Source organism: Streptomyces sp. NPDC053079 (assembly GCF_044546695.1).
GTDB lineage: Bacteria > Actinomycetota > Actinomycetes > Streptomycetales > Streptomycetaceae > Streptomyces.
In genome coordinates, this window is sequence record NZ_JBITZJ010000008.1 from 263,540 (window position 1) to 284,884 (window position 21,345).

Sequence of the window (21,345 nt, forward strand, 5' to 3'; positions counted from 1 at the left end):
GTGGTTGGCGTCCCACCGGGGAGCCGACCCTGCGCGTAGCTCCGGAGTACTACGGGTAGGGGGCGCGGGCGGTCGGAACGGCCGGTGCTACGGGCGCGGGGCAACCAGGCCCGTCTCCCAGGCCCAGGCCGCGATGCCGACGCGGTTGCCGGCCCTCAGCTTGGCCTGGATGTTGGCGACGTGGGTCTTGGCGGTCCCGGGCGAGATGAACAGCTCCGCGCCGATCTCCGCGTTGGTGCGGCCGCGGGCGATCAGGCGGACGATCTCCCGCTCGCGGTCGGTGAGCGGATCGGCCACGGGCGTGCGCACGGTGGGCGGGTCGGCCAGCCGGCGCAGCAGGCGCACCGTGATCTGCGGGCTGATCAGGGCGTCCCCGGCCATGGCCGAGCGGACCCCCTCGATCAGCAGGGCGGGGCCGGAGCGTTTGAGGAGGAAGCCGCAGGCGCCGTCGCGCAGGGCGGTGTGCACGTAGTCGTCGAGGTCGAAGGTGGTGACGACCACGACCCGGACCGGCTCCGGTGCCTGGGGGCCGGCCAGGAGGCGGGTGAGTTCCAGGCCGTCGAGGCCGGGCATCCGGATGTCGGCCAGGACGACGTCCGGCCGCAGCCGCCGGGCCAGTTCGAGCGCGGTACGGCCGTCGGCGGCCTCGCCCACGACGGTCATGTCCGGCTGCGAGTTCAGCACGAGGCGGAAGCCGCTGCGGACGTCGTCCTGGTCGTCGGCCAGCAGGATGCGGGTCGGTCCGTCGCTCATGCCACGTCCTGGTGGGTGTGGGGCAGGACGGCGGCCACGTGCCATCCGCCGTCGTGCGGGCCGTAGGTCAGGGTTCCGCCGGCGGCCCGTACGCGCTCGCGCAGCCCGCTCAGGCCCTGTCCGCCGTGCCCCTCGCGCTCCCGGCGCAGCGCCGTGCGGGTGCCGGTCGCGCCGGTCCCGGGGGCGTTGACCACCCGGACCTCGACGGCGGGCGCGCCGTCGGCGGTACGGGCGCGGTCGAGCGTGACGTCGACGTGACGGGCGCCGGGGGCGTGGCGGCGGACGTTGGTGAGGGCCTCGGCCACCACGCGGTGGACCGTGGATCCGGTGGCACGGGAGAGGCCGTCGGTGGCGCCGGGCGCCACGACGAGCCGGGCCTCTTCGCCGATGCCGGCGAACCGTTCGACGAGGCCGGGCAGTTGGTCCACGCCCGGCAGGGGCTCGACGGCACCGCCGTCCGGCCGTTCGGTGCCGGCCGCCGCGCGCAGCATCGCTATGGTGCGGTCCATCGAGGCCAGGGCGCTCAGGCCGGCGGCCTCGATGCGCTCCAGGGCCGGCAGCGCCTGGCGGGGGTCGGTGGCGGCCACGAAGCGGGCGGCCTGTGCCTGCGCCACGATGCCGCTGACGTCGTGGGCCACGAAGTCGTGGAGGTCGCGGGCGAGTTCGAGCTGCTGGGCCCGGCGGACCTCGGTGACCAGCAGGTTCCTGCGGTGTTCCATCAGCCGCGGATAGCCGCCCACGACGACGGCGCCCAGGACGGGCAGGCTCCAGAACGCGGCGGCGCCGGCCAGCGACAGCGGGGAGGGCGCCGGCAGCAGCGGCAGCGTCCACGCGGCGACCGCCGCGCCCGCGAGGGCGACCGCCACCGCCGCCCGGCGGAGCGGGGCCCGGCGGGTCACGACGACGATCAGCAGCAGGAGCGCGACGGTCTCCCCGAGCCGCGGCCAGGAACCGCCGGACGTCGTCGGCGGGGCCGTCAGGGCCGTGGTGGCCAGGGACAGCACGCCGGTGACCGCGAGCGGTTCCGCCAGTCCGTGCCGCGCGGACGGCCCGCCGACGAGCGCCCACAGCAGCAGCGCCACCGCGGCGGTCGCCGGCACGACCGCGTACGGCAGCGCCGCCGTGCCGTACGCGACGACGGTGGCGCCCACCGCGGCGCAGCCGGCCGCGGCCGCGTCACGGCCTGTCCATCCCCCGGTCCTCCCCATGGAGTCGATCTTACGGACGGGTGGCCGCCGTTCTCCTCTGCCGATCGGCGGAGGAGAACGGCCCCGCGGGGGCCGGAGATCCGCTGATCGGCAGATGGTCCGGGGGCCGGGGTGCGCACGAGATTGGAGACGCCCACTCACCACGGACAAGGAACGCGCCATGGCTCTCTCGACGACAGTCCACCACCCCCGGCCGACCGCACCGGCCGTCCCGCGGGCGATCCGCTGGGCGGCGCACGCCGTGCCGCTGACGCTGCTGCCCTCCGGCCTGTGGCGGTGCGCGATCGCCGTCGGCATGCCGTCCGGGTTCGGGGAAGGCAGCGAGCTGCACGCGAGCAACTTCCCCGGCTGGACCTCGCTCAATCTGGTCGCGCTGAGCGTCTTCGCCGAGTGTCTGGGCCTGCTCGCCCTCGGCCTGATCGGCGCGTGGGGCGAGCGGGTGCCGCGCTGGGTGCCCGTCCTGGGCGGACGGAACATCCCCGTCCTCGCCGCGGTCGTCCCCGCCGCCCTGGGGGCCGCCGCCGTCACCGTGATCACGGGGATGGCGGCGTGCGGCGGCTGGCAGGGCCAGTTCGAGGCCGCCGACGCTCCGAAGGGCGCCTCGGCATGGCTCATGACGGCCTGTTACGTACCGCTGCTGGCCTGGGGGCCGCTCCTGGCGGTGGTCACGGTGGCGTACTACCGCAGGCGCCGCGCGGCCGGTGCGTGAAGGGGCGGGCCCTCGTCACGCGCGCTCGAGGTCACGGTGCCCCGCGGGGCGCGGTGCCGGGCGGCGGACCGCGTCGCCCGCCGTGGGGTGCAGGCGCAGGGCGCCGGCCAGCGCGCCGAGGCTGACGAGCGCGAGCAGGCAGAAGGCCACCGTGTAGGCGGTCGCCGGGGTCGGCTGTCCCGGCAGCAGGTCGCCGAGGGGCCCTCCGGCGCGCAGCGCGACCGTGGCGGCGGCGACGCCGAGGCCCGCGGCGGCCTGCTGGGCCGTGGACTGGAGGGTGTTGGCGTGGCGCATCCGCTCCTGCGGGACGTCGGCGAAGGCGATGACCTGGTAGCAGGTGAGGCCGAGGGAGCGGGCGGCGCCGCTGATCACGGTGAGGACGACGACGAGGGCGAGCGGCGTCGCGGCGGTGAGGAAGGCGCACAGCGTCGTGGTGGCGCCGACCCCGAGCGTGGCGACGACCAGCAGCGGCCGGAAGCCGTAGCGGTTGAGCAGGAAGGTCGTCGCCGGCTTGATGGCGATGTTGCCCACGAAGACGAACAGCACCATGGCGCCGGACTCGACCGCGCTCCAGCCGAAGACCTCCTGGAAGAGCAGCGGCAGCAGGAAGGGCACGGCCGCCACGACGATCCAGAACAGCGAGCCCCCGGACACCGACGCCCGGAAGGTCGCCACCCGCAGCGTGCGCAGGTCGATCAGCGGCTCGGCCGTACGCAGCAGATGCCGCGCCGCCACCGCCAGGAGCAGCACGGCGACGCCTCCCGCGACGAGCGCGGGCACCAGGTCCGTCCCGGGCTCGGAGAGCAGGTGGGCCGTCCATGTCAGCGCGCCGAGGCCGGTGGAGGTCAGGACGACGCCCCACCGGTCCAGGCGCGGCACGGCGGCGGTGTCCGGGCCCTCGGCGGGGGCGTCGACGAGGCGCCATGCGACGGCGAACGCCAGGGCGCCGAGGGGGAGGTTGACGAGGAACATCCAGTGCCAGCTCGCATAGGTGGTGAGCAGGCCGCCTGCCAGCGGTGCGAGGACCGGGGCGACCAGAGCGGGCCAGACGACGTACGAGACGAGCCGGGGTATGTCGGGCTTCTCGGCGCCGGAGACCACCATCAGCCGTCCGACCGGGACCATCATGGCGCCGCCGGCCCCCTGCAGGACGCGCAGGGCGACCAGCTCGCCGAGGCTGGTGCTGAGCGCGCACCCCAGCGAGGCCAGGGTGAACACGGCGATGGCGGTCAGGAAGACGCGCCGGGCCCCGAAGCGGGCGGTCAGCCAGCCGCTGAGCGGTATCAGGACGGCGAGCGTCACCAGGTAGGCGGTGACGACCAGGCCGATGGCGGTCGGGTCGACGCCCAGGGCGTCACCCATCCTGGGTGCGGCGGTGGTGACGATGGTGCCGTCCAGGTTCTCCATGAAGAAGCAGCCCGCGACCAGGAGGGCGGTGTTGCGTCGCTTGGTGTCGATCATCTGTCCCATCGCTTTCCGGTGTCGGGTTCATCGTGGGGGCGGGGGATGATTGACCACAAGTTCCGAATGCTCAAGCCAGAATTGACTGCCATGCAACTACCGGACATGAACCTGCTGCCCGCGCTGGACGCCCTGCTGCGCGAGGGCAGTGTGACGGGGGCGGCCGCGCGGATGAACGTCTCGGCGTCCGCGATGAGCCGCACCCTGGGCCGGCTGCGCCGGGTGCTGGGCGATCCGCTGCTGGTCCCCGCCGGGCGGGGGCTCGCCCTCACCCCGCGGGCGCTGGAGCTGCGCCCGCGGGCCGAGGCGGCCCTCGCCGGCGCGCTGGCCGCGCTGCGGCCGGCCGAGCCGCTCGACATCGCCTCCGTCCAGCGGGACTTCACGCTCCGCACGAACGACGCCTTCGCCGTCGTCGTCGGCCCGGCGCTCACCGAGCGCGTCGCCCGCGAGGCCCCCGGCATCCGGCTGCGCTTCCTGCCCGAGGGCGACGAGGACCCCGCCGACCTGCGCGACGGCGTCGACCTGGACGTCGGCCGACTGCCCGCGCTCCCCCACGACGTGCGCAGCGCCCCGCTCGCCCGGCACCATTTCGTCACCGTCTGCCGGGCCGGCGCGCCGCACGCCCACGAGCCGCTGACCGTCGAGATGTTCGCCGCGCTCCCCCACATCACCGTCACCCGCCGGGGCCGCCTGCGCGGCGTCGTCGACGAGCGTCTGGCGGTGCTGGGGCTGAGCCGTCAGGTGCTGGCGACCGTGCCGAGCCATGCGACGGCTTGCTTCCTGGCGCTGAGCTCGGACGCCCTGGCCCTGGTGGCCGCGCCCGTCGCCGCGCACGCCGCGCGGACGATGCCGCTGGTCGTCCGGGACGTTCCGCTGTCGCTGCCGGGCGTCGACACGGGCATGGCGTGGCATGTGCGGGTCGATGACGATCCGGCGCACCGGTGGCTGCGGGAGGCGGTGACGCGGGCCGGCGGCGGGCCCCTCAGCGACCCGCGCTGAGCTCCTCGTACGCCGTGCGCAACCGGCGTACTCCCTCGGCCAGTTCGGCCGTGCCCGCCGCGCCCGCGAAGCACAGGCGCAGGTGCGGGGCGGGGGGTTCGGCGCAGTAGAACGGGCGGCCGGCGTTGACGGCGACCCCGGCGCGCAGCGCGGCGGCGGCCAGGGCGCTCTCGTCGGTGCCGTCCGGGAGGCGGAACCAGATGTGGAAGCCGCCCTGGGCCACGACGTCCGGGACGAGGACGGGGAGTTCGCGGGCCAGTTCGGCCAGGAGCGTCTCGCGGCGGGTGCGCAGTTCGGCGGCGACCGCGCGGCGGTGCCGGGACCAGGCGGGGGCGCCGACGAGTTCGAGGGCCGTTTCCTGCAGCGGGCGGGGCACGAAGAAGCTGTCGACGACCTGGATGGCCCGCAGCCGTTCCAGGACGGGGCCGCGGGCGGCGAGGGCTCCCACGCGCAGGCTGGGCGAGGTGAACTTGGTCAGTGAGCAGACGTGGACGACGACGCCGTCCACGTCCTGCGAGGCCAGCGTGGGCGGCAGCGGCGGGGCGCCCTCGTGGACGAGGCGGCGCGCGAAGTCGTCCTCGATGACGAAGGCCCCGGCCGCGCGGGCGATCCGCAGGACCTCCCGGCGCCGGTCGTCGGCCAGCACCGTGCCGGTGGGGTTCTGGAAGAGCGGCTGGCAGACGAAGACCCTGGCGCCGCTGGCCCGGAAGGCCTCCGCGAGCAGATCGGTGCGTACGCCGCGGTCGTCCACGGGTACGGGCACGGGCCGCAGCCCCGAGGCGCGCGCGGCGGCGACCATGCCTGGGTAGGTGGGGGACTCGACGAGCACGGGTGCGCCGGGCGGGGCGAGGGCGCGCAGGGCGGTGGTGAGGGCGCTCTGGCCGCCGGAGGTGATCAGTACGCCGGAGGGGGCGACCGTGCCGGCCGGGCCGCCGATCTCGCGGGCGAACCACGACCGCAGCTCGTCGACGCCCTCCAGGGGCGGGCGCTCCCACGCGCCCGGCCGGCGCCCGGCCCGTCCGAGGGCGGCGGCCAGGGCGCGTTCGGGCTGGAGGCCGGGGTGGAGGTAGCCGCCGCTGAGTTCGATGACGCCGGGGGGCGGGCTGGCGAGGGAGGTGAGGACGCCGCCGGCGTCGACGGAGCGGGGCACGGAGTCGTCGCCGGTCTCGGCGCTGAGCGCGACCTGCTGCCAGGAGGTGTCGCCGGCCCGGGCGGGGGCGGCGTGCGGCTGGGCCCGGAAGGCGCCCGCGCCGGGCCTGGTGCGCACCAGGCCCTCGGCGGCCAGGGAGGCCAGCGCTCGGGAGACGGTGACGGGGCTGACGTGGAAGCGCTCGACGAGGGCCCTGCTGGAGGGCAGCTTCTCACCGGGAGAGTAGCGGTCGAGCTCTCCGCGCAGGATGCCCGCGAGTTCGGCCACGCTGTTACGCTCATGCATGACAGCACAAGATAGCGCTACTGCCCCTTCTTCGATAGCGGTGAGCGTTCCCGCGCAGGCGCCGCCCGTGGTGGACGCCGCCGGGGCGCGCGGCCGTTCGGGCGGCGGCATGCTGCTCGCCGCCCTCGGGGTCGGCATGTTCTCCCTGACGTTCCCCGCGACCGCCTGGGCCCTCGAGGGGATGGGGCCGTGGTCGGTGACGACCTGCCGGGCCGTCCTGGCGGCGTTGATCGCCGGAAGCTGCCTGCTGGCCGGGCGGGTGCCGCTGCCGGCCCGCCGGCACCTGCTGCCCCTGCTGGCCGTGGCCGCCGGCACCGTCGTGGGGTTCCCCCTCCTCACCACGCTGGCCCTGCAGACGTCCTCGACCTCGCACGCGGCCGTGGTGGTGGGCCTGCTGCCGCTGACGACGGCCGCGTACGCGGCGGTGCGGACCCGCACCCGGCACTCGCGCGGCTTCTGGGCGGCCGCGCTGGCCGGCGCCGCCGTGGTCGTCGCCTTCGCCCTCTACCAGAGCGGCGGACGCTTCTCGCCCGGCGACCTGTACCTGCTGGGCGCCCTGCTGATCTGCGCCGCGGGATACGCCGAGGGCGGCGCCCTGGCGCGCGAGCTGCCGGGCTGGCAGATCATCGGCTGGGCACTGGTGCTGTGCCTGCCCCTGGCCCTGACCGGTGCGGTCATCGCCCTGCTCGCCGAGCCCGTCCGGCCGACCGGGCACGCCCTCGCCGGGCTGCTCTGGCTGGGCACGTCCCAGTTCGTCAGCCTGTGGGTCTGGTACCGGGGCATGGGCGCCATCGGCGTGCCCAGGGCCAGCCAGGTGCAGCTGGCCCAGCCGCTGCTCACCCTGGTGTGGTCGGTGGCCCTGCTGGGCGAGAGCCTGACGCCGGCGGCGCCGCTGGCGGCGCTCGCCGTGCTGGTCTGCATCGGCGCGACGCAGCGGGCCGGACGGTGACACGACGGCCGGCCGCCGCACATTCCTGAGCGCGCCCTATACCGCCGGTCACCCTAGGCTGGGAGTATCCGAGTGCACCTTGTCCACCCACACAACGGAAGGGTCACCGTCGATGCATGCGAGCAAGGGCGACCGGCTGGTCGTACACGGCAGGGTGGTCGGCAAGCAGGACCACGTCGTGGAGATCGTTGAGGTACTGGGCCCCGACGGAACGCCGCCCTACCGCGTCCGGGCGGAGAACGGGCACGAGACCATCATGTCCCCGGGGCCCGACTCCGTGGTGGACCACCGCAAGGCCGGCGACCAGGGCTAGCCGGCCGTAGCCGTCAGCGCGGCGGGCGCGCGCGGTGGGGGTAGTGGTCCTTCACCACGCGCGCCATCGCCCCGATGCGGTCGGCCGCCACCTGCTTGGCGGAGAAGTAGACGTTGCCGAGCACTTCGGGGTGCGCACGGCCCAGGGCGATGTGGCGGGAGAGCTCGGCGGGGTCCTGCCAGGGCGCCGGCTGCGCGGGATCGCCGGCCCGGTACAGGGCCTCGCCGATGTAGAGGTGGACGTCCGTGCCGCGTACGGTCCGCGCCCACCAGGGGACGAGCTTGGCGTAGTCGGCGACGGGGAAGCCGATGTGCCAGTAGCACTGCGGGACGATGTAGTCGATCCAGCCCTCGCGGACCCACCTGCGGGTGTCGGCGTACAGGTCGTCGTAGGTCTGCACCCCGGCCCGGGTGTCGGAGCCCAGGGGATCGGTGGCGCGGTTGCGCCAGACGGCGAACGGGCTGACGCCGAAGCGCACGTGCCGCTTGCGCTTCTTGATGCGCTCGCGCGTCTCGCGCACCAGGCGGTCGATGTTGTCGCGCCGCCAGGCGGCCCGGTCGGGGAAGCCGGCGCCGTAGCGCTGGTAGGCGGCCGTGTCGTCGAAGACCTGACCGGCCACGGGGTAGGGGTAGAAGTAGTCGTCGAAGTGCACGCCGTCCAGGTCGTAGCGCCAGACCGCGTCGAGCATGGCGTCCTGGACGAAGCGGCGCACCTCGGGCAGGCCGGGGTTGTAGTAGAGCTTGCCGCCGTAGCGCACGGCCCACTCGGGGTGGACCCGCGCCGGGTGGCCGGGGACGAGCCGACCGGGGTCGGTGTGGTTGGCGATGCGGTAGGGGTTGAACCAACCGTGCAGCTCCAGGCGGCGCTTGTGGGCCTCGCGCACGGCGAAGGCCAGCGGATCCCAGCCGGGCGAGCGCCCTTGAGTGCCGGTCAGGTATTCCGACCACGGCTCGTACCGTGACGGCCAGAAGGCGTCGGCGGTCGGCCGGATCTGCAGCAGCACGGCGTTCAGCCGGCGGGCCACGGCGGCATCGAACAGCGCCAGCAGCTCGGCGCGTTGGACCTCGGGTGCCAGGCCGGGGCGCGAGGGCCAGTCGACGTTCACGACCGTGGCCGCCCACATGCCGCGGAACTCCCGCTTGCGGGCCTGGGCTCCGCCGGCCCCCGATGCCGGCAGCGCGCCCGCCTCACCCGTCGCCAGCATCACCGTCATGGCACCGGCCGCGGCGACGGTGAACCCTCTTCGACTCATACGTCCCATATGCAACCCCTCTTTCGTCAACGGCGGACCGCCCGTCACACCCCTCGCGCAGAGCATGCCCGCCCCGGCCCGCCCGGCACCGCCCCCCGCGGAGTAACGTCTTTTCCGAGGCGGGAGCCGGATGACCTCCGATCCCCGCCGGTCGACGAAGATCAGCGATCAGCGAAAGGCACGATGTGACCGACATCGAACGCGTCGGAGTGGTGGGCTGCGGCCAGATGGGCGCGGGCATCGCGGAGGTGTGTGCCCGGGCCGGCCTGGACGTCAAGGTCGCCGAGACGACGGGCGAGGCGCTGGAGCTGGGCCGCACCCGCCTGACCAACTCCCTCGGCAAGGCCGCCGAACGCGGCAAGATCACCGAGGCGGAGCGCGACGCCACCCTGGCGCGCCTGACCTTCACCACCGACCTGGGCGAATTCGCCGACCGGGACCTCGTCATCGAGGCCGTCGTCGAGAACGAGCAGGTCAAGACCGAGATCTTCCAGGTCCTCGACCAGGTGATCACCCGCCCGGACGCCATCCTGGCGTCCAACACCTCCTCCATCCCGCTGGTGAAGCTGGCCGTGGCGACCTCCCGCCCCGACCGCGTGATCGGCATCCACTTCTTCAACCCGGCCCCCGTGCAGCAGCTCGTCGAGCTGATCCCCGCGCTGACCACCGGCGAAGAGACGATCAAGCGCGCCGAAATACTGGTCGGCAACGTCCTGGGCAAGCACGCCATCCGCGCCCAGGACCGCTCCGGCTTCGTCGTCAACGCCCTGCTCATCCCGTACCTGCTCTCCGCGATCCGGATGTTCGAGTCGGGCATGGCCAGCCGCGAGGACATCGACAACGGCATGGAGCTGGGCTGCGCCCACCCCATGGGCCCGCTCAAGCTCGCCGACCTGATCGGCCTGGACACGGTCGCCTCCGTCGCCGACAGCATGTACGCCGAGTACAAGGAGCCGCTGTACGCCGCCCCGCCGCTGCTGCAGCGCATGGTCGACGCGGGCCGGCTGGGCCGCAAGACGGGCTCGGGCTTCTACACGTACTAGATCGCTACGCACGGTGACCGACGGCGGCCCGGCGCACCCCCTGCTTTCACACGGGGTGTGCGCCGGTGACCCGCATATACCCCCCGCACACGCTCCCGCCCCGCAGGCCGACGCGGTTGACTCGCACTCGTCGGCAAGCACGAAGGACACTTCCGGAAGGGGTACGGACCGTGACCACCCATCCCGAGCACGCCGCGAAGGCGGCCGAGCTCGCGGAGCTCAGGCGCAGTCTCGATGTGGGCGTCGTCCGCATCGACGGCCACCTCGCTCTTCTCACCCAGCGCAGCGACCAGACCGAGCGCGACATCACCGAGATGACGGAGCGGGTACGGGCTCTGGAGCACGGCAAGTGGCCGCTGCCGTCACTTGCCGCGCTCACCGGCCTCGCCGGACTGGCGGTCGCCGTGTGGCAGGCGGTCGGCCGATGAGCGCGGGACGCGCCCGGCGGCCCGTCAGCCGAGCCGGATGTGGTGCAGGAGCAGCAGGGCCGCCGCCATGTTGGCGGCCGGCACCTCACCGCGGGCGATCAGGTCGGGCACCAGCTTGAGCGGCACCCACTCGCGGCGGTCCGACTCGAAGCCGTCCTCGGGGTCGCCGATGTACTCGGCCTCGTCCGTCCAGTAGATGTGGTGCCGGGCGTCGGTGAGCCCGTTGGACGGCTCGACGGACATCAGGTGCCGCAGCCGGGAGGGCCGCCAGCCGGTCTCCTCCTCCATCTCCCGGGCCGCCGCGTAGGCGATGTCCTCGCCGTCCTCGACGACGCCGGCCGCCAGCTCCCAGCCCCAGTTGTCGGTGATGAAACGGTGCCGCCACAGCAGCAGGACCTCGTTGGCCGCGTTGACCACCGTGGCCACGGCGACGGGCCGCAGCCGGATGAGGAAGTGGTCGAGATGCCGGCCGTCGGGGAGCTCGACGTCCGCGAGATTGACCTGGAACCAGCGGTTCTCGTAGACGGTCAACTCCTTGAGATTCTTCCAACGCACGTGTTTGCCACCTTCCGCCGAGGTGGCCACCTCCCGGGCGCTGTCCTGGCGATCTCACTCACAAGGGCACGCGCAGCGCCCCGTCGATCATCTCGGCGGCCTCGGCCGTGGCCGCGCACCCACTCTCGATCAGGTGCTCGCGCACCGCACGGAGCCGGTCCCGTAAGCGCTGCGATTCCATGCCTCTCGCCTGCTCGGTCATCTCCCGTGCGGTGGCCACCGCCTTGTCCGCGTCTCCCTGACGCAGCTCGATGTGCGTGAGCATGGCGAGCCGGTGGACACGGCCCCGGTCGTGGGCGGGGGTGTCGACGGCCCGGTCCGCGTGCTCACGGGCGGGTCCGAGGTCGCCGAGGCTCAGCAGCGCCTCCGCCACCTGTACGTTCACCAGGCCGGGCTGGACGTAGCCGGTCTCGGCGGGTTCCTGGCCACGGTGGATGCGCTCGGCGGCCGCCTCGGCCCGCCGGATGCAGCCCAGCGCCCCGGCGCCGTCGCCCAGCCGGGCGTAGGCCTTGGCCTGCATGGCGTAGAGGTCGGCGGCGAGGGCGGGGGTGAGATGGGTGCCCCCGGCCCGCAGCGCGGACTCGGCGAAGGCGACGGCCTGGCGGTACTCCCCCATGAACAGCGACTGGTTGACGAGGAGGGCGATCACATACGCGCCCAGCCCGCGGTCCCCGCTGGCCTTGGCCAGCCGGAGCGCCTGGTGGAAGTAGCGCTGGGCCAGTCCGTGCGCGTCGGAGTCGTAGGCGCAGATGCCGGCGACGGCCACCAGTCCGCCTGTGGCACGGTGCAGTTGACGGCCCATCGCATCGGAGTAGCCGCCGCGCAGCAGCGGCGCCGCCTCGGCGTTGAGGAAGCCGACGACGCGGCCCCGGGTCGCCACGCCGCCCGCCTTGCGGTACATCTGCTCGTAGTGCGCCCGGGCCGCGCGCAGCATGTCGATGTCGTCGTGGGAGACCCGGGTCAGGCCGCGCCGGGAGACGTCGGCGTCCTCGGGAGGGTTCTCCCACTCCCAGACCGGGATGACCGCGGGGGTGCCCGTGACGGCGGGGGCCGTGACCACGTGTTCGCGTTGCTGTTCGTCGGAGCGCCACAGGGCGGTGGCGCGCTCGACGAAGCCGGACAGGGGGGTGCCGGGCACCCGGGGGCTGCCGGGGGTGCCGAGTCCGATGTCGTCGAGGGTCAGCGCGCGGTGCAGCCGCTCGCCGAGGACCTCGCAGATGAGGTCCGGTACCTGGCCGCGCGGCCGCTGGCCCTTGAGCCAGCGGGCGACGGCGGTGTGTTCGTAACGCAACGCCAGTCCCCGGGCCCGGCCTGCCGCGTTGATGTGGGCGGCCAGACCTGCGTGGGAGATTCCCGCCTCGTCGAGGATGGCGTCGAGCAGTGTGTTGGGCTCCATCCTGCCCTCCGGTGCGCTCGGTGGGATCAGCGTAGTGGAGATCCCTTCGCACGGGGTGTGAACGGGCCACGGCCGCCCTCGCACGTCAGGAGCGCAGGCAGGAGCGCGCCAGGGACGGGGGACGGGACTGCGCCGGGACGCGGTCGCGGTCGTTGCGCAGGGCCAGCAGCGCGAAGTCGTCCGAGAGCAGCCCTCCGGTGTGCCGCAACAGGGCGTCCTGGACGCGCTCGACGACGGTCGCGGGGGCCGCGTCCACGCCGGCGCGGACGGCCTCGGCCAGGGCGCCGGCGAGGGGGAAGAACGCCCCCGCGGCGTCGCGGGCGTCCTCGGCGCCGTCGGTGTGCAGGACGAGGGCGTCGCCGGGCAGCAGCCGGGTGAGGGCGAGCGGGGGCAGCTCGGCGGGGAGCGGGAACATCCCCAGCGGCGGCAGCGGTTCGCCGCCCGTGGGCAGGACGGCCGGGGCCGGGCCGTCCGCGCCGGTGAGCCGATGCGGCCAGGGGTGACCGCAGTTGAGCGCCATGACCTCGCCCTGGTCGCGGATCTCCAGGAGCAGGACGGTCACGAACTCCTCGGCGTCCGAGCGGTCCCGCTCCGCGGCGTCGGCGGCGGGATGCTCGCCGCGCGCCCGGTCGCGCAGGTGGCGGTGCAGGGCGCGCTCCAGGCGGCGCAGCACGCCGGGGAGTTCGCCCTCGTCGTGGGCGGCCTCGCGGAAGCTGCCGAGTAGGGCGGCGACGGTGGCCAGCGCGGGCAGGCCGTGGCCGCGGACGTCGCCCATGATGATGCGCACCCCCTGCGGGGTGGCCTGCACGTCGTACAGATCGCCGCCGACCAGGGCGCCTTCGCTCGCCGAGAGGTGGCCGCCGGCGAGGGCGAGCCCGTCGATCCGGGGCGGCAGGGGGCGCAGCAGGGCGCGCTGTGCGGTGACCGCGATCTCCTTGGCGCGCTCCAGCTCGGCCGCGAGGCGTCGGCCGTGGCCGTCGGGCCGGCCTCCGCCGGCGGCCACGGCCACGGCGCAGGCGATGACGGGTGCCGCGGCGAGGAGCGGGACGAACTGCGGGCCGAGCGAGCCGACGAGCTCGAAGACGACGACGGTGAGCATCCACAGGCCGGGCAGCGCGAACACCGCACCCCGCCAGCAGCGCAGCGCCCCGGTACGGATCATGCCGTGCCCCCCGTAGCAGCAATGACGGCTCGATTCTTGCGAGCAGTCACGCGAAAGTAACGACCCGACCCCCCGATTCCACCCCATTGAGTGATATTCGGACCGTGCTTCGCTGACGGTGCGTGACATACGGAAGGGCGCCCCGGAGTTCCGGGGCGCCCCTCGCGCATGACGGCGGCGTGCCGTCGGGCAGTGCTAGGCGCCGCGCAGCACCGCGCCCGTGCGCTCGACGGCCACCCGGACCGCCGCGTCACGGGCCGCCGAGGCCTCCTCGGCGGTCAGGGTGCGGTCGTCGGCGCGGAAGCGCAGCGCGTAGGCCAGCGACTTCTTGCCCCCGCCCAGCTGTTGGCCGGTGAAGACGTCGAACAGGCGCAGCGACTCCAGGAGTTCACCGGCGCCCTCGCGCAGCGCGGCCTCGACGTCGGCTGCGGCGACCGAGGCGTCCACGACGAGCGCGACGTCCTGGGTGGCCACGGGGAAGGTCGACACGTGCGGGGCCTCGACCACGCCCGCGCCGGCCTCCTCCAGCCGGTCCAGCTCGATCTCCATCGCGCAGGTGCGCTCCGGCAGACCGAACGCCTTGGTGACGCGCGGGTGCAGCTCACCGGCGTTGCCGACGAGCACCTCCTGGCCGTCGACCAGCGCCAGCAGCGCGGCGCAGCGGCCGGGGTGGAAGGGGGCCTGCTGGTCCTGGCGGACGATCAGCTCGACGCCGGCCTCGCGGGCCACGACCCGGCCGGCCTCGACGGCGTCCGCCCAGGTCGCCGGGCGGCCCTTGTCCCACCAGCCGGCCTGCTCGCGCGCTCCGGCCAGGACCACGGCCGCCCGGCGCGGCTGCCGGGGCAGCGCGGCGTTCAGGCGGGCGATCTCCTCGTCGGTCGGGCGGCGGTCGACGGGCAGCCGGACCGGGGCGACCTCCTCGCCGGTCGGCCGGAAGACCGAGCCGGTCTCGAAGAGCGCCAGGTCGTGCTCGCCACGGCTGTCGTTGCGGCGCAGGGCGGCGAAGAGCCCGGGCAGCAGCGTGGTGCGCAGCGACGGCTCGGCGTCGGAGAGCGGGTTGAGCAGGCGCACCGTGGTGCGGCGCGGGTCGTCGGCGTCCAGGCCGAGGTGGTCCAGGGCCCAGTCCCCGATGAAGGGGTAGTTGAGCGCCTCGACGTAGCCCGCGCCGGCCAGCGCCCGGCCGACGCGGCGGTGCAGGCGCTGACGCGAGGTCAGACCGCGGCCGGCCGGCGGGTGCGGGAGGGTGGCGGGCAGGTTCTCGTAGCCCTCGAGCCGGATGACCTCTTCGGCGAGGTCGTTCGGGTCGGTGAGGTCGGGCCGCCAGCTGGGGACGGTGACGAGCAGCTCGTCCTGTCCGTAGACGTCGCAGCCGACCTGCTGCAGGCGGCGCACGACGGTCTCCCGGCCGTACTCGACACCCGCGACGCGGTCCGGGTGGTCGGCGTTCAGCGAGATGGTGCGCGGCCCGCTGGGGGCGACGATCTCGGTGACGCCGGCCTCGGCGGTGCCGCCCGCGAGCAGCACCAGCAGGTCGACGGTGCGCTGGGCGGCCGCGGAGGCCGCCTGCGGGTCGACGCCGCGCTCGAAGCGCTTGGACGCCTCGGTGGACAGCTTGTGGCGGCGGGCCGCCCGGGCGATGGCGACGGCGTCGAAGTGCGCCGCCTCGATGACGACCTCGGTGGAGCCCTGGCCGGCCGCGTGGTCCGCGATCTCGGTGTCGGCGCCGCCCATGACACCGGCGAGCCCGATGGGGCCGCGGTTGTCGGTGATGACCAGGTCCTCGGCGTCCAGGACGCGCTTGGTGCCGTCGAGGGTGGTCAGCTTCTCGCCCGCCTGGGCGCGGCGCACGCCGATGGTGCCCTCGACGCGGGAGCGGTCGTAGGCGTGCAGCGGCTGGCCGAGCTCGAGCATCACGTAGTTGGTGATGTCGACGGCGAGCGAGACCGGTCGCATGCCCGCCTTCTGCAGACGGCGCTGCAGCCAGATCGGGGAGCGGGCCTCGGGGTCGAGGCCGGTGACCGTGCGGGCGGTGAAGCGGTCGCAGCCGGACGGGTCGGCGACCTGGACGGGGTAGCCGTAGCTGTTGGGCGCGGGCACGTCCAGCAGGGCCGGGTCGCGCAGCGGCAGGCCGTAGGCGGTGGCGGCCTCGCGGGCGATGCCGCGCATCGACAGGCAGTAGCCCCGGTCGGGGGTGACGGCGATGTCGAGGACGTCGTCGACGAGCTCGAGCAGCTCGATGGCGTCGGTGCCGGGCTCGTACTCCTGCGGCAGCACGATGATGCCGTGCGTGCCGTCGTCGCCCATGCCCAGCTCCTCGCCGGAGCAGATCATGCCGTGCGAGGTCTTGCCGTAGGTCTTGCGGGCGGCGATCGCGAAGTCACCGGGCAGCACGGCGCCGGGCAGGACCACGACGACCTTGTCGCCGACGGCGAAGTTGCGGGCGCCGCAGACGATCTCCTGCGGCTCGCCGGTGCCGTTGGCCTGGCCGACGTCGACCGTGCAGAAGCGGATCGGCTTGCGGAAGCCCTCGAGCTCCTCGATGGTGAGGACCTTGCCGACGACCAGGGGGCCCTTGAGGCCGGTGCCGAGCTGCTCGACGCGCTCGACCTCGAGGCCGGCGGCGACGAGCTTGGCCTGTACGTCACGGCCGGTCTCGCCGACCGGCAGGTCGACGTATTCCCGCAGCCAGGAAAGCGGGGCGCGCATCAGATCTCCATCCCGAACGGCCTGGTGAAGCGCACGTCACCCTCGACCATGTCTCGCATGTCCTCGACGTTGTGGCGGAACATCAGCATCCGCTCGATGCCGAACCCGAAGGCGAAGCCGCTGTACTTCTCCGGGTCGATGCCCGCGGCGACCAGCACGCGCGGGTTGACCATGCCGCAGCCGCCGAGCTCGATCCAGCCCTCGCTGGAGCAGGTGCGGCAGGGGCGGTCGGGGTTGCCCACCGACTCGCCGCGGCAGACGTAGCACTCCATGTCCAGCTCGGCGGAGGGCTCGGTGAACGGGAAGTAGTTCGGGCGCAGCCGGGTCGTGAGGCCCTCACCGAACAGCGAGCGCACCATGTGCTCGATGGTGCCCTTGAGGTCGGCCATGGTCAGGCCCTCGTCGATGGCGAGGAGCTCGACCTGGTGGAAGACCGGGGTGTGCGTGGCGTCCAGCTCGTCCGTGCGGTACACACGGCCGGGGCAGACCACGTAGATGGGGGGCTCGCGGTCGAGCATCGAGCGGACCTGCACCGGGGAGGTGTGGGTGCGCAGTACGATGCCGGACTCGGCCTTGGGGTCGGCGCCCTGGACGAAGAAGGTGTCCTGCATGGCGCGGGCCGGGTGGTCCGGCTCGAAGTTCAGGGCGTCGAAGTTGAACCACTCGGCCTCGACCTCGGGGCCCTCGGCGACCTCGTAGCCCATGGCGACGAAGACGTCCTCGATGCGCTCGCAGAGCGTGGTCAGCGGGTGACGGGCGCCGGCCGGGATGCGGTCGTAGGGCAGCGTGACGTCCACCGCCTCCTCGACCAGCACGCGGGCGTCCCGCTCGGCCTCCAGCTCCGCCTGACGGGCGGCGAGGGCCTTGTTCACGGCACCGCGGGCCATGCCCACGCGCTTGCCGGCCTCGGCCTTGGCCTGCGGGGGCAGGGCGCCGATCTCGCGGTTGGCGAGGGCGAGCGGGGAGCGGTCGCCCATGTGCGCGGCCTTCGCCTCCCGCAGAGCCTCGAGGTCGGCGGCCGCGGCGAAGGCGGCGAGCGCCTCGTCCCGCCTGCGCTCGATCTCTTCCGGTTTCAGTGCCTCGACCTCGACAGGGTCGTACGACTTATTGGGTGCCGACATATCTTCCCGTGCTTCCGATTCGCTGGCTTCGCTTGGCTGCGCGCTTTCGCCCGACGGCATGGACCGGGGGCCTTCAGTAATGCCAAAGGTGCCAAAGGTCGAGTCTAAGGGGCGCGTGTGGTCGGATGAGCCCGTGGGGCGCGGCTTCAGGCCTGGGTGAGGAAGGCCGGGGCGCCCACGGGCAGGGTAAATCGGAACTGGGCGCCGCCACGGGCGGCCCGTCCCACCGTGATCGTCCCGCCATGGGCCTCGACGATGCCCTTGACGATGTACAGGCCCAGGCCGGTGCCGCCGCGCTTGCTGCCCCGCCAGAAGCGGGTGAAGACGCGGGCCATCGATTCCTCGGGGATTCCGGGGCCCTCATCGCTCACGGTGACCGCCGTCCCCTCCGTCCGGGCCTTCGTCACTGCTGGTGTCACCTCTATGGTGACCGTTCCCTCGCCGTGGCGCACCGCGTTTTCCAGGAGGTTGCCCAGAACCTGGTCGACCTTGTCCGGATCGGCCCAGAGCGCGGGCAGCCCGTCGGCGACCTCCACCCGGAACCGGTCGGCCCGCAGGCCGGCCCTGGTGTACGCCTCGACGTGCCGGCGCACGGCCGCGGCCATGTCGACCGGCTGGCGGCGCACCTCCAGCCGGCCGGAGTCGATCCGGGAGATGTCCAGCAGCTCGGCGATGAGCCGGGTGACGCGGTCGGCGTCGGCGTCGACGGTCTCCAGCATCAGCCGCTTCTGGTCGTCGGTGAACCGCTCCCACTTGGCCAGCAGCGTCGCCGTGAACCCCTTGACGGACGTCAGGGGCGAGCGCAGCTCGTGGGCGACGGTGGCGATCAGCTCGGCGTGGCTGCGCTCGGTGCGGCGCCGCGCCTCGGTGCCGCGCAGCTGGATCACGACGCGCACCACGGGCCCGCCGGGCCGCTCCCGGACGTACCGGGCGGAGACCAGCACCTGGCGGCCGCCGGGCAGCAGGAGGTTCCGCTCGGGCTGGCCCGTGCGCGTGGCGAGCCCGCCGTAGGGATCGGTCAGCGGCCACCAGCGGCGGCCGTCGAGGTCCTCCAGCGGCAGGGCGCTCTCCAGGGGGCGGCCCAGCGCCTCGGCGGGGTGGACGGCCGTGATGCGGGCGGCGGCGGCGTTGAAGCAGGTCACGCGGCCGGCGGCGTCCGCGACGACCAGACCGTCGGGCAGGTCGTCGGCGTGCAGGCCGAAGCCGTTCGCCGTGCCCGGAGAGCCGCTGGAGGCGGTCGGACAGGTGCCGACCACCGCGCTCCCGGAAGTCCTGACGTTCCTCATCCGCACCCCCTCCCGAGCCCCCGGAGCGCCACCCTACTAGCTGGAGGTCACGGAGCGGCACCCTCCGGACGCGCGCTGCGCACGGGCGGAGGCGTACAGGCACACCGCGGCGGCCGTGGCGAGGTTGAGGGACTCGGCCTTTCCGTGGATCGGCACGCGCACCACGGCCTCGGCCAGGGCGCGGGTCTCCTCGGGCAGGCCCCAGGCCTCGTTGCCGAAGATCCAGGCGGTGGGGCCGCCCATCGTGCCCCGGTCCAGCTCCGCGTCGAGGTCCCGGTCCCCGGCGCCGTCGGCGGCCAGGATGCGCGCTCCGGCCCCCTGCAGGCCGCGGACGGCCTGCTCGACGGGGACGCCCACGGCGACCGGCAGGTGGAAGAGGGAGCCGACGGAGGCCCGCACCGACTTGGGGTTGTACAGGTCCACCGAGGCGTCGGTCAGCACCACGGCCTCGGCGCCCGCGGCGTCGGCGCAGCGCAGGACCGTGCCGGCGTTGCCGGGGTCGCGCACGTGCGCCAGGACGGCCACCAGCTTGGGCCGGGCGGCGAGGATCTCCTCGAAGGGCGAGTCGAGGAAGCGGCAGACGCCGACGAGGCCCTGCGGGGTCACGGTCTGCGAGAGGTCCGCGACCGTGGCGTCGTCGGCGTGGTGCACCCGCACGCCGGCGGCGTGGGCGGCCTCGATGATCTCGGCGTGCCGGCCGGCCGCCTCGACGGTGGCGAAGAGCTCGAGCAGGGTCGGCTCGCCGCCGCTGCGGTGCTCGATCGCCTCGCGCACGGCCTGGGGGCCCTCGGCGATGAACCGGCGCTCCTTGACCCGGAAACTGCGCTTGGCCAGCCGGCGGGCGGCGATGACGCGGGGGGAGCGCGGGGAGATCAGCTCGGGGGTGCCCATGGGCGGCGGCTCACTTCACTGTGGGGGTCGTACGGCATCGCGGACTCGCGAGGCGGGGCGGGGCGGCCGCTGGGGCCGCCCATGACGGCAAAAGTCAGCGGACCCGCAGGCCGCGGGGGCCTGCGGGTCCGCTCATGCCATGAGGGGCGCGCCGGATCAGGCAGCGGCCTTCGGGGCGTTGACGTCGGCCGGCAGCGCCTTCTGCGCAACCTCGACGAGCGCGGCGAACGCGTTCATGTCGTTGACCGCGAGCTCGGCCAGGATCTTGCGGTCCACCTCGATGTTGGCGGCCTTCAGACCCTGGATGAGGCGGTTGTACGTCATGCCGTTCTGGCGGGCAGCGGCGTTGATGCGCTGGATCCACAGCTGACGGAAGTCGCCCTTGCGCTTCTTGCGGTCGTTGTAGTTGTAGACCAGGGAGTGGGTGACCTGCTCCTTGGCCTTGCGGTACAGACGCGAGCGCTGGCCGCGGTAACCGCTGGCCGCCTCGAGGATCGCCCGACGCTTCTTGTGCGCGTTGACTGCGCGCTTGACGCGTGCCACTTGTTAACTCCTTGTAGCGGGGCCGCGGTGGGTTCTCACACGGCCCGAATTCGATTGGGTCCCGGTCCGACGCGCACCCCGTGGGTCACGGGGTGCAGGGCGTCACTTGCCGAGAAGCTTCTTGATCTTCTTGGCGTCGCCCGGGGCCATCTCGGCGTTGCCGGTGAGGCGACGCGTCAGCTTGGACGACTTGTGCTCGAGCAGGTGGCGCTTGCCGGCGCGCTCACGCATGACCTTGCCGGAACCGGTGATCTTGAAGCGCTTGCTGGCACCGGAGTGCGTCTTGTTCTTCGGCATCGCGCCGTATCTCCTCGTCGGTGGCGCTCCCCCGGCCCGGCTACGGGCACACGGGTAGCGTCAGCTGTGTTCGGTTGCTGTCCGGGGCGGCTGCCCCGGAGTGAGCCAGGGCACGAGTGCCCCGGAATCACGCCTCTGCGGGCTCCTCGGCGGCGTCCGCGCTGGATCCACCCTGGCGCTCGGCCTTGCGGGCGGCCTGCGCCTCGCGGGCTTCGGCCATCGCCTCGGTCTTCTTCTTGTGCGGACCGAGAACCATGATCATGTTGCGGCCGTCCTGCTTGGGGTTCGACTCGACGAAACCCAGGTCCTGGACGTCCTCCGCCAGACGCTGCAGCAGTCGGTAGCCCAGCTCGGGCCGGGACTGCTCGCGACCACGGAACATGATCGTGATCTTGACCTTGTCGCCCTGCTTGAGGAACCGTACGACGTGACCCTTTTTGGTGTCGTAGTCGTGCGGGTCGATCTTCGGCCGGAGCTTCATCTCCTTGATGACCGTGTGCGCCTGGTTCTTGCGCGCCTCACGGGCCTTCATGGCCGACTCGTACTTGAACTTCCCGTAGTCCATGAGCTTGCAGACCGGCGGGCGTGCGTTCGCCGCCACCTCGACCAGGTCGAGGTCGTACTCCTGCGCAAGCTCCAGTGCCTTGGCAAGCGGCACGATGCCGACCTGCTCGCCACTGGGACCGACAAGTCGCACCTCGGGGACTCGGATCCGGTCGTTGATGCGGGGCTCGGCGCTGATGGGGCCTCCTCGGTAGCACCACGCGGCACCCTCGCGGGCGGCCACGTAACGTCTTTTCGTAAAGACCAACCGCGCCGGCACATGAAAAAATGCCCC

The 21,345-nt window shown here is 73.6% G+C and carries 21 protein-coding genes; 6 read left to right on the forward strand and 15 right to left on the reverse strand.

The window, feature by feature from the left end; all coding sequences use genetic code 11:
- Positions 1-87 precede the first annotated feature (87 nt).
- Both ACIGXW_RS28930 and ACIGXW_RS28935 read right to left on the reverse strand, forming a co-directional pair.
- Positions 88-753 carry a response regulator transcription factor gene (locus ACIGXW_RS28930; protein ID WP_071964694.1) on the reverse strand — a complete coding sequence of 222 codons (666 nt, stop codon included), beginning with the start codon at positions 751-753 and terminating at the stop codon, positions 88-90.
- Positions 750-1,961, reverse strand: a complete 1,212-nt coding sequence (locus ACIGXW_RS28935) for a sensor histidine kinase (protein WP_399575684.1) — start codon at positions 1,959-1,961, stop codon at positions 750-752. Before ACIGXW_RS28935 ends, ACIGXW_RS28930 begins: the two co-directional genes overlap by 4 nt.
- Before the next feature lie 160 nt (positions 1,962-2,121).
- Between ACIGXW_RS28935 and ACIGXW_RS28940 the strand changes: the two genes are divergently transcribed.
- The gene (locus ACIGXW_RS28940) at positions 2,122-2,670 is read left to right on the forward strand and encodes a hypothetical protein (RefSeq protein ID WP_399575686.1); all 549 of its coding nucleotides are present in this window, start codon (positions 2,122-2,124) and stop codon (positions 2,668-2,670) included.
- Between the two features lie 15 nt (positions 2,671-2,685).
- Here ACIGXW_RS28940 and ACIGXW_RS28945 read toward each other — a convergent pair whose 3' ends face one another.
- Entirely contained in the window at positions 2,686-4,140 is a 1,455-nt protein-coding gene (locus ACIGXW_RS28945; protein ID WP_399575687.1) for an MFS transporter, read from the reverse strand.
- An 81-nt stretch (positions 4,141-4,221) separates the two neighbouring features.
- Between ACIGXW_RS28945 and ACIGXW_RS28950 the strand changes: the two genes are divergently transcribed.
- Positions 4,222-5,130, forward strand: a complete 909-nt coding sequence (locus ACIGXW_RS28950) for a LysR family transcriptional regulator (RefSeq protein WP_399575689.1) — start codon at positions 4,222-4,224, stop codon at positions 5,128-5,130.
- Here ACIGXW_RS28950 and ACIGXW_RS28955 read toward each other — a convergent pair.
- The gene (locus ACIGXW_RS28955; RefSeq protein ID WP_399575691.1) at positions 5,114-6,565 is read right to left on the reverse strand and encodes a PLP-dependent aminotransferase family protein; all 1,452 of its coding nucleotides are present in this window, start codon (positions 6,563-6,565) and stop codon (positions 5,114-5,116) included. The two genes, ACIGXW_RS28950 and ACIGXW_RS28955, sit on opposite strands and share 17 nt — an antisense overlap.
- Between ACIGXW_RS28955 and ACIGXW_RS28960 the strand changes: the two genes are divergently transcribed.
- Positions 6,564-7,514: a DMT family transporter gene (locus ACIGXW_RS28960; RefSeq protein ID WP_399575693.1), complete on the forward strand. Its 951-nt coding sequence runs from the start codon at positions 6,564-6,566 to the stop codon at positions 7,512-7,514. The two genes, ACIGXW_RS28955 and ACIGXW_RS28960, sit on opposite strands and share 2 nt — an antisense overlap.
- Positions 7,515-7,626: 112 nt before the next feature.
- A complete protein-coding gene (locus ACIGXW_RS28965) occupies positions 7,627-7,827 on the forward strand; it encodes a DUF1918 domain-containing protein (RefSeq protein ID WP_399575694.1) in 201 nt (66 codons plus the stop codon).
- Between the two features lie 13 nt (positions 7,828-7,840).
- Here ACIGXW_RS28965 and ACIGXW_RS28970 read toward each other — a convergent pair whose 3' ends face one another.
- Positions 7,841-9,088: a glycoside hydrolase family 10 protein gene (locus ACIGXW_RS28970; protein WP_399575695.1), complete on the reverse strand. Its 1,248-nt coding sequence runs from the start codon at positions 9,086-9,088 to the stop codon at positions 7,841-7,843.
- A gap of 176 nt (positions 9,089-9,264) precedes the next feature.
- Between ACIGXW_RS28970 and ACIGXW_RS28975 the strand changes: the two genes are divergently transcribed.
- Both ACIGXW_RS28975 and ACIGXW_RS28980 read left to right on the forward strand, forming a co-directional pair.
- The gene (locus tag ACIGXW_RS28975) at positions 9,265-10,122 is read left to right on the forward strand and encodes a 3-hydroxybutyryl-CoA dehydrogenase (RefSeq protein ID WP_071964701.1); all 858 of its coding nucleotides are present in this window, start codon (positions 9,265-9,267) and stop codon (positions 10,120-10,122) included.
- Positions 10,123-10,292: 170 nt separating this feature from the next.
- Positions 10,293-10,550 carry a hypothetical protein gene (locus ACIGXW_RS28980; RefSeq protein ID WP_071964703.1) on the forward strand — a complete coding sequence of 86 codons (258 nt, stop codon included), beginning with the start codon at positions 10,293-10,295 and terminating at the stop codon, positions 10,548-10,550.
- Between the two features lie 24 nt (positions 10,551-10,574).
- Here the strand turns inward: ACIGXW_RS28980 and ACIGXW_RS28985 are convergent, their stop codons facing one another.
- The 10 genes from ACIGXW_RS28985 to infC all read right to left on the reverse strand — a co-directional run bounded on the left by ACIGXW_RS28985 (position 10,575) and on the right by infC (position 21,294).
- A complete protein-coding gene (locus ACIGXW_RS28985) occupies positions 10,575-11,105 on the reverse strand; it encodes an NUDIX hydrolase (RefSeq protein WP_071964726.1) in 531 nt (176 codons plus the stop codon).
- 58 nt (positions 11,106-11,163) lie between these two features.
- The gene (locus ACIGXW_RS28990) at positions 11,164-12,501 is read right to left on the reverse strand and encodes a transcriptional regulator (RefSeq protein ID WP_071964704.1); all 1,338 of its coding nucleotides are present in this window, start codon (positions 12,499-12,501) and stop codon (positions 11,164-11,166) included.
- Between the two features lie 85 nt (positions 12,502-12,586).
- Positions 12,587-13,663, reverse strand: a complete 1,077-nt coding sequence (locus ACIGXW_RS28995) for a PP2C family protein-serine/threonine phosphatase (RefSeq protein ID WP_399575697.1) — start codon at positions 13,661-13,663, stop codon at positions 12,587-12,589.
- Between the two features lie 195 nt (positions 13,664-13,858).
- The gene (gene pheT / locus ACIGXW_RS29000; RefSeq protein ID WP_399575698.1) at positions 13,859-16,369 is read right to left on the reverse strand and encodes a phenylalanine--tRNA ligase subunit beta; all 2,511 of its coding nucleotides are present in this window, start codon (positions 16,367-16,369) and stop codon (positions 13,859-13,861) included.
- Positions 16,369-17,490 (reverse strand): phenylalanine--tRNA ligase subunit alpha, encoded by a 1,122-nt coding sequence (pheS, locus tag ACIGXW_RS29005; RefSeq protein ID WP_071964707.1) that lies wholly within the window; start codon positions 17,488-17,490, stop codon positions 16,369-16,371. The genes pheT and pheS overlap by 1 nt, the downstream gene beginning before the upstream one ends.
- 146 nt (positions 17,491-17,636) lie before the next feature.
- The gene (locus tag ACIGXW_RS29010) at positions 17,637-18,776 is read right to left on the reverse strand and encodes an ATP-binding protein (RefSeq protein WP_104531681.1); all 1,140 of its coding nucleotides are present in this window, start codon (positions 18,774-18,776) and stop codon (positions 17,637-17,639) included.
- Between the two features lie 36 nt (positions 18,777-18,812).
- Positions 18,813-19,667, reverse strand: a complete 855-nt coding sequence (locus ACIGXW_RS29015; RefSeq protein WP_399575699.1) for a TrmH family RNA methyltransferase — start codon at positions 19,665-19,667, stop codon at positions 18,813-18,815.
- A 156-nt stretch (positions 19,668-19,823) separates the two neighbouring features.
- On the reverse strand, positions 19,824-20,210 hold the full coding sequence (gene rplT / locus ACIGXW_RS29020) for a 50S ribosomal protein L20 (RefSeq protein ID WP_071964710.1): 387 nt from the start codon (positions 20,208-20,210) through the stop codon (positions 19,824-19,826).
- A gap of 102 nt (positions 20,211-20,312) precedes the next feature.
- Positions 20,313-20,507 (reverse strand): 50S ribosomal protein L35, encoded by a 195-nt coding sequence (rpmI, locus tag ACIGXW_RS29025; RefSeq protein WP_071964711.1) that lies wholly within the window; start codon positions 20,505-20,507, stop codon positions 20,313-20,315.
- A gap of 127 nt (positions 20,508-20,634) precedes the next feature.
- Positions 20,635-21,294, reverse strand: coding sequence for a translation initiation factor IF-3 (gene infC, locus ACIGXW_RS29030; RefSeq protein WP_079274136.1), 660 nt, complete (start codon positions 21,292-21,294; stop codon positions 20,635-20,637).
- Positions 21,295-21,345: the final 51 nt, after the last annotated feature.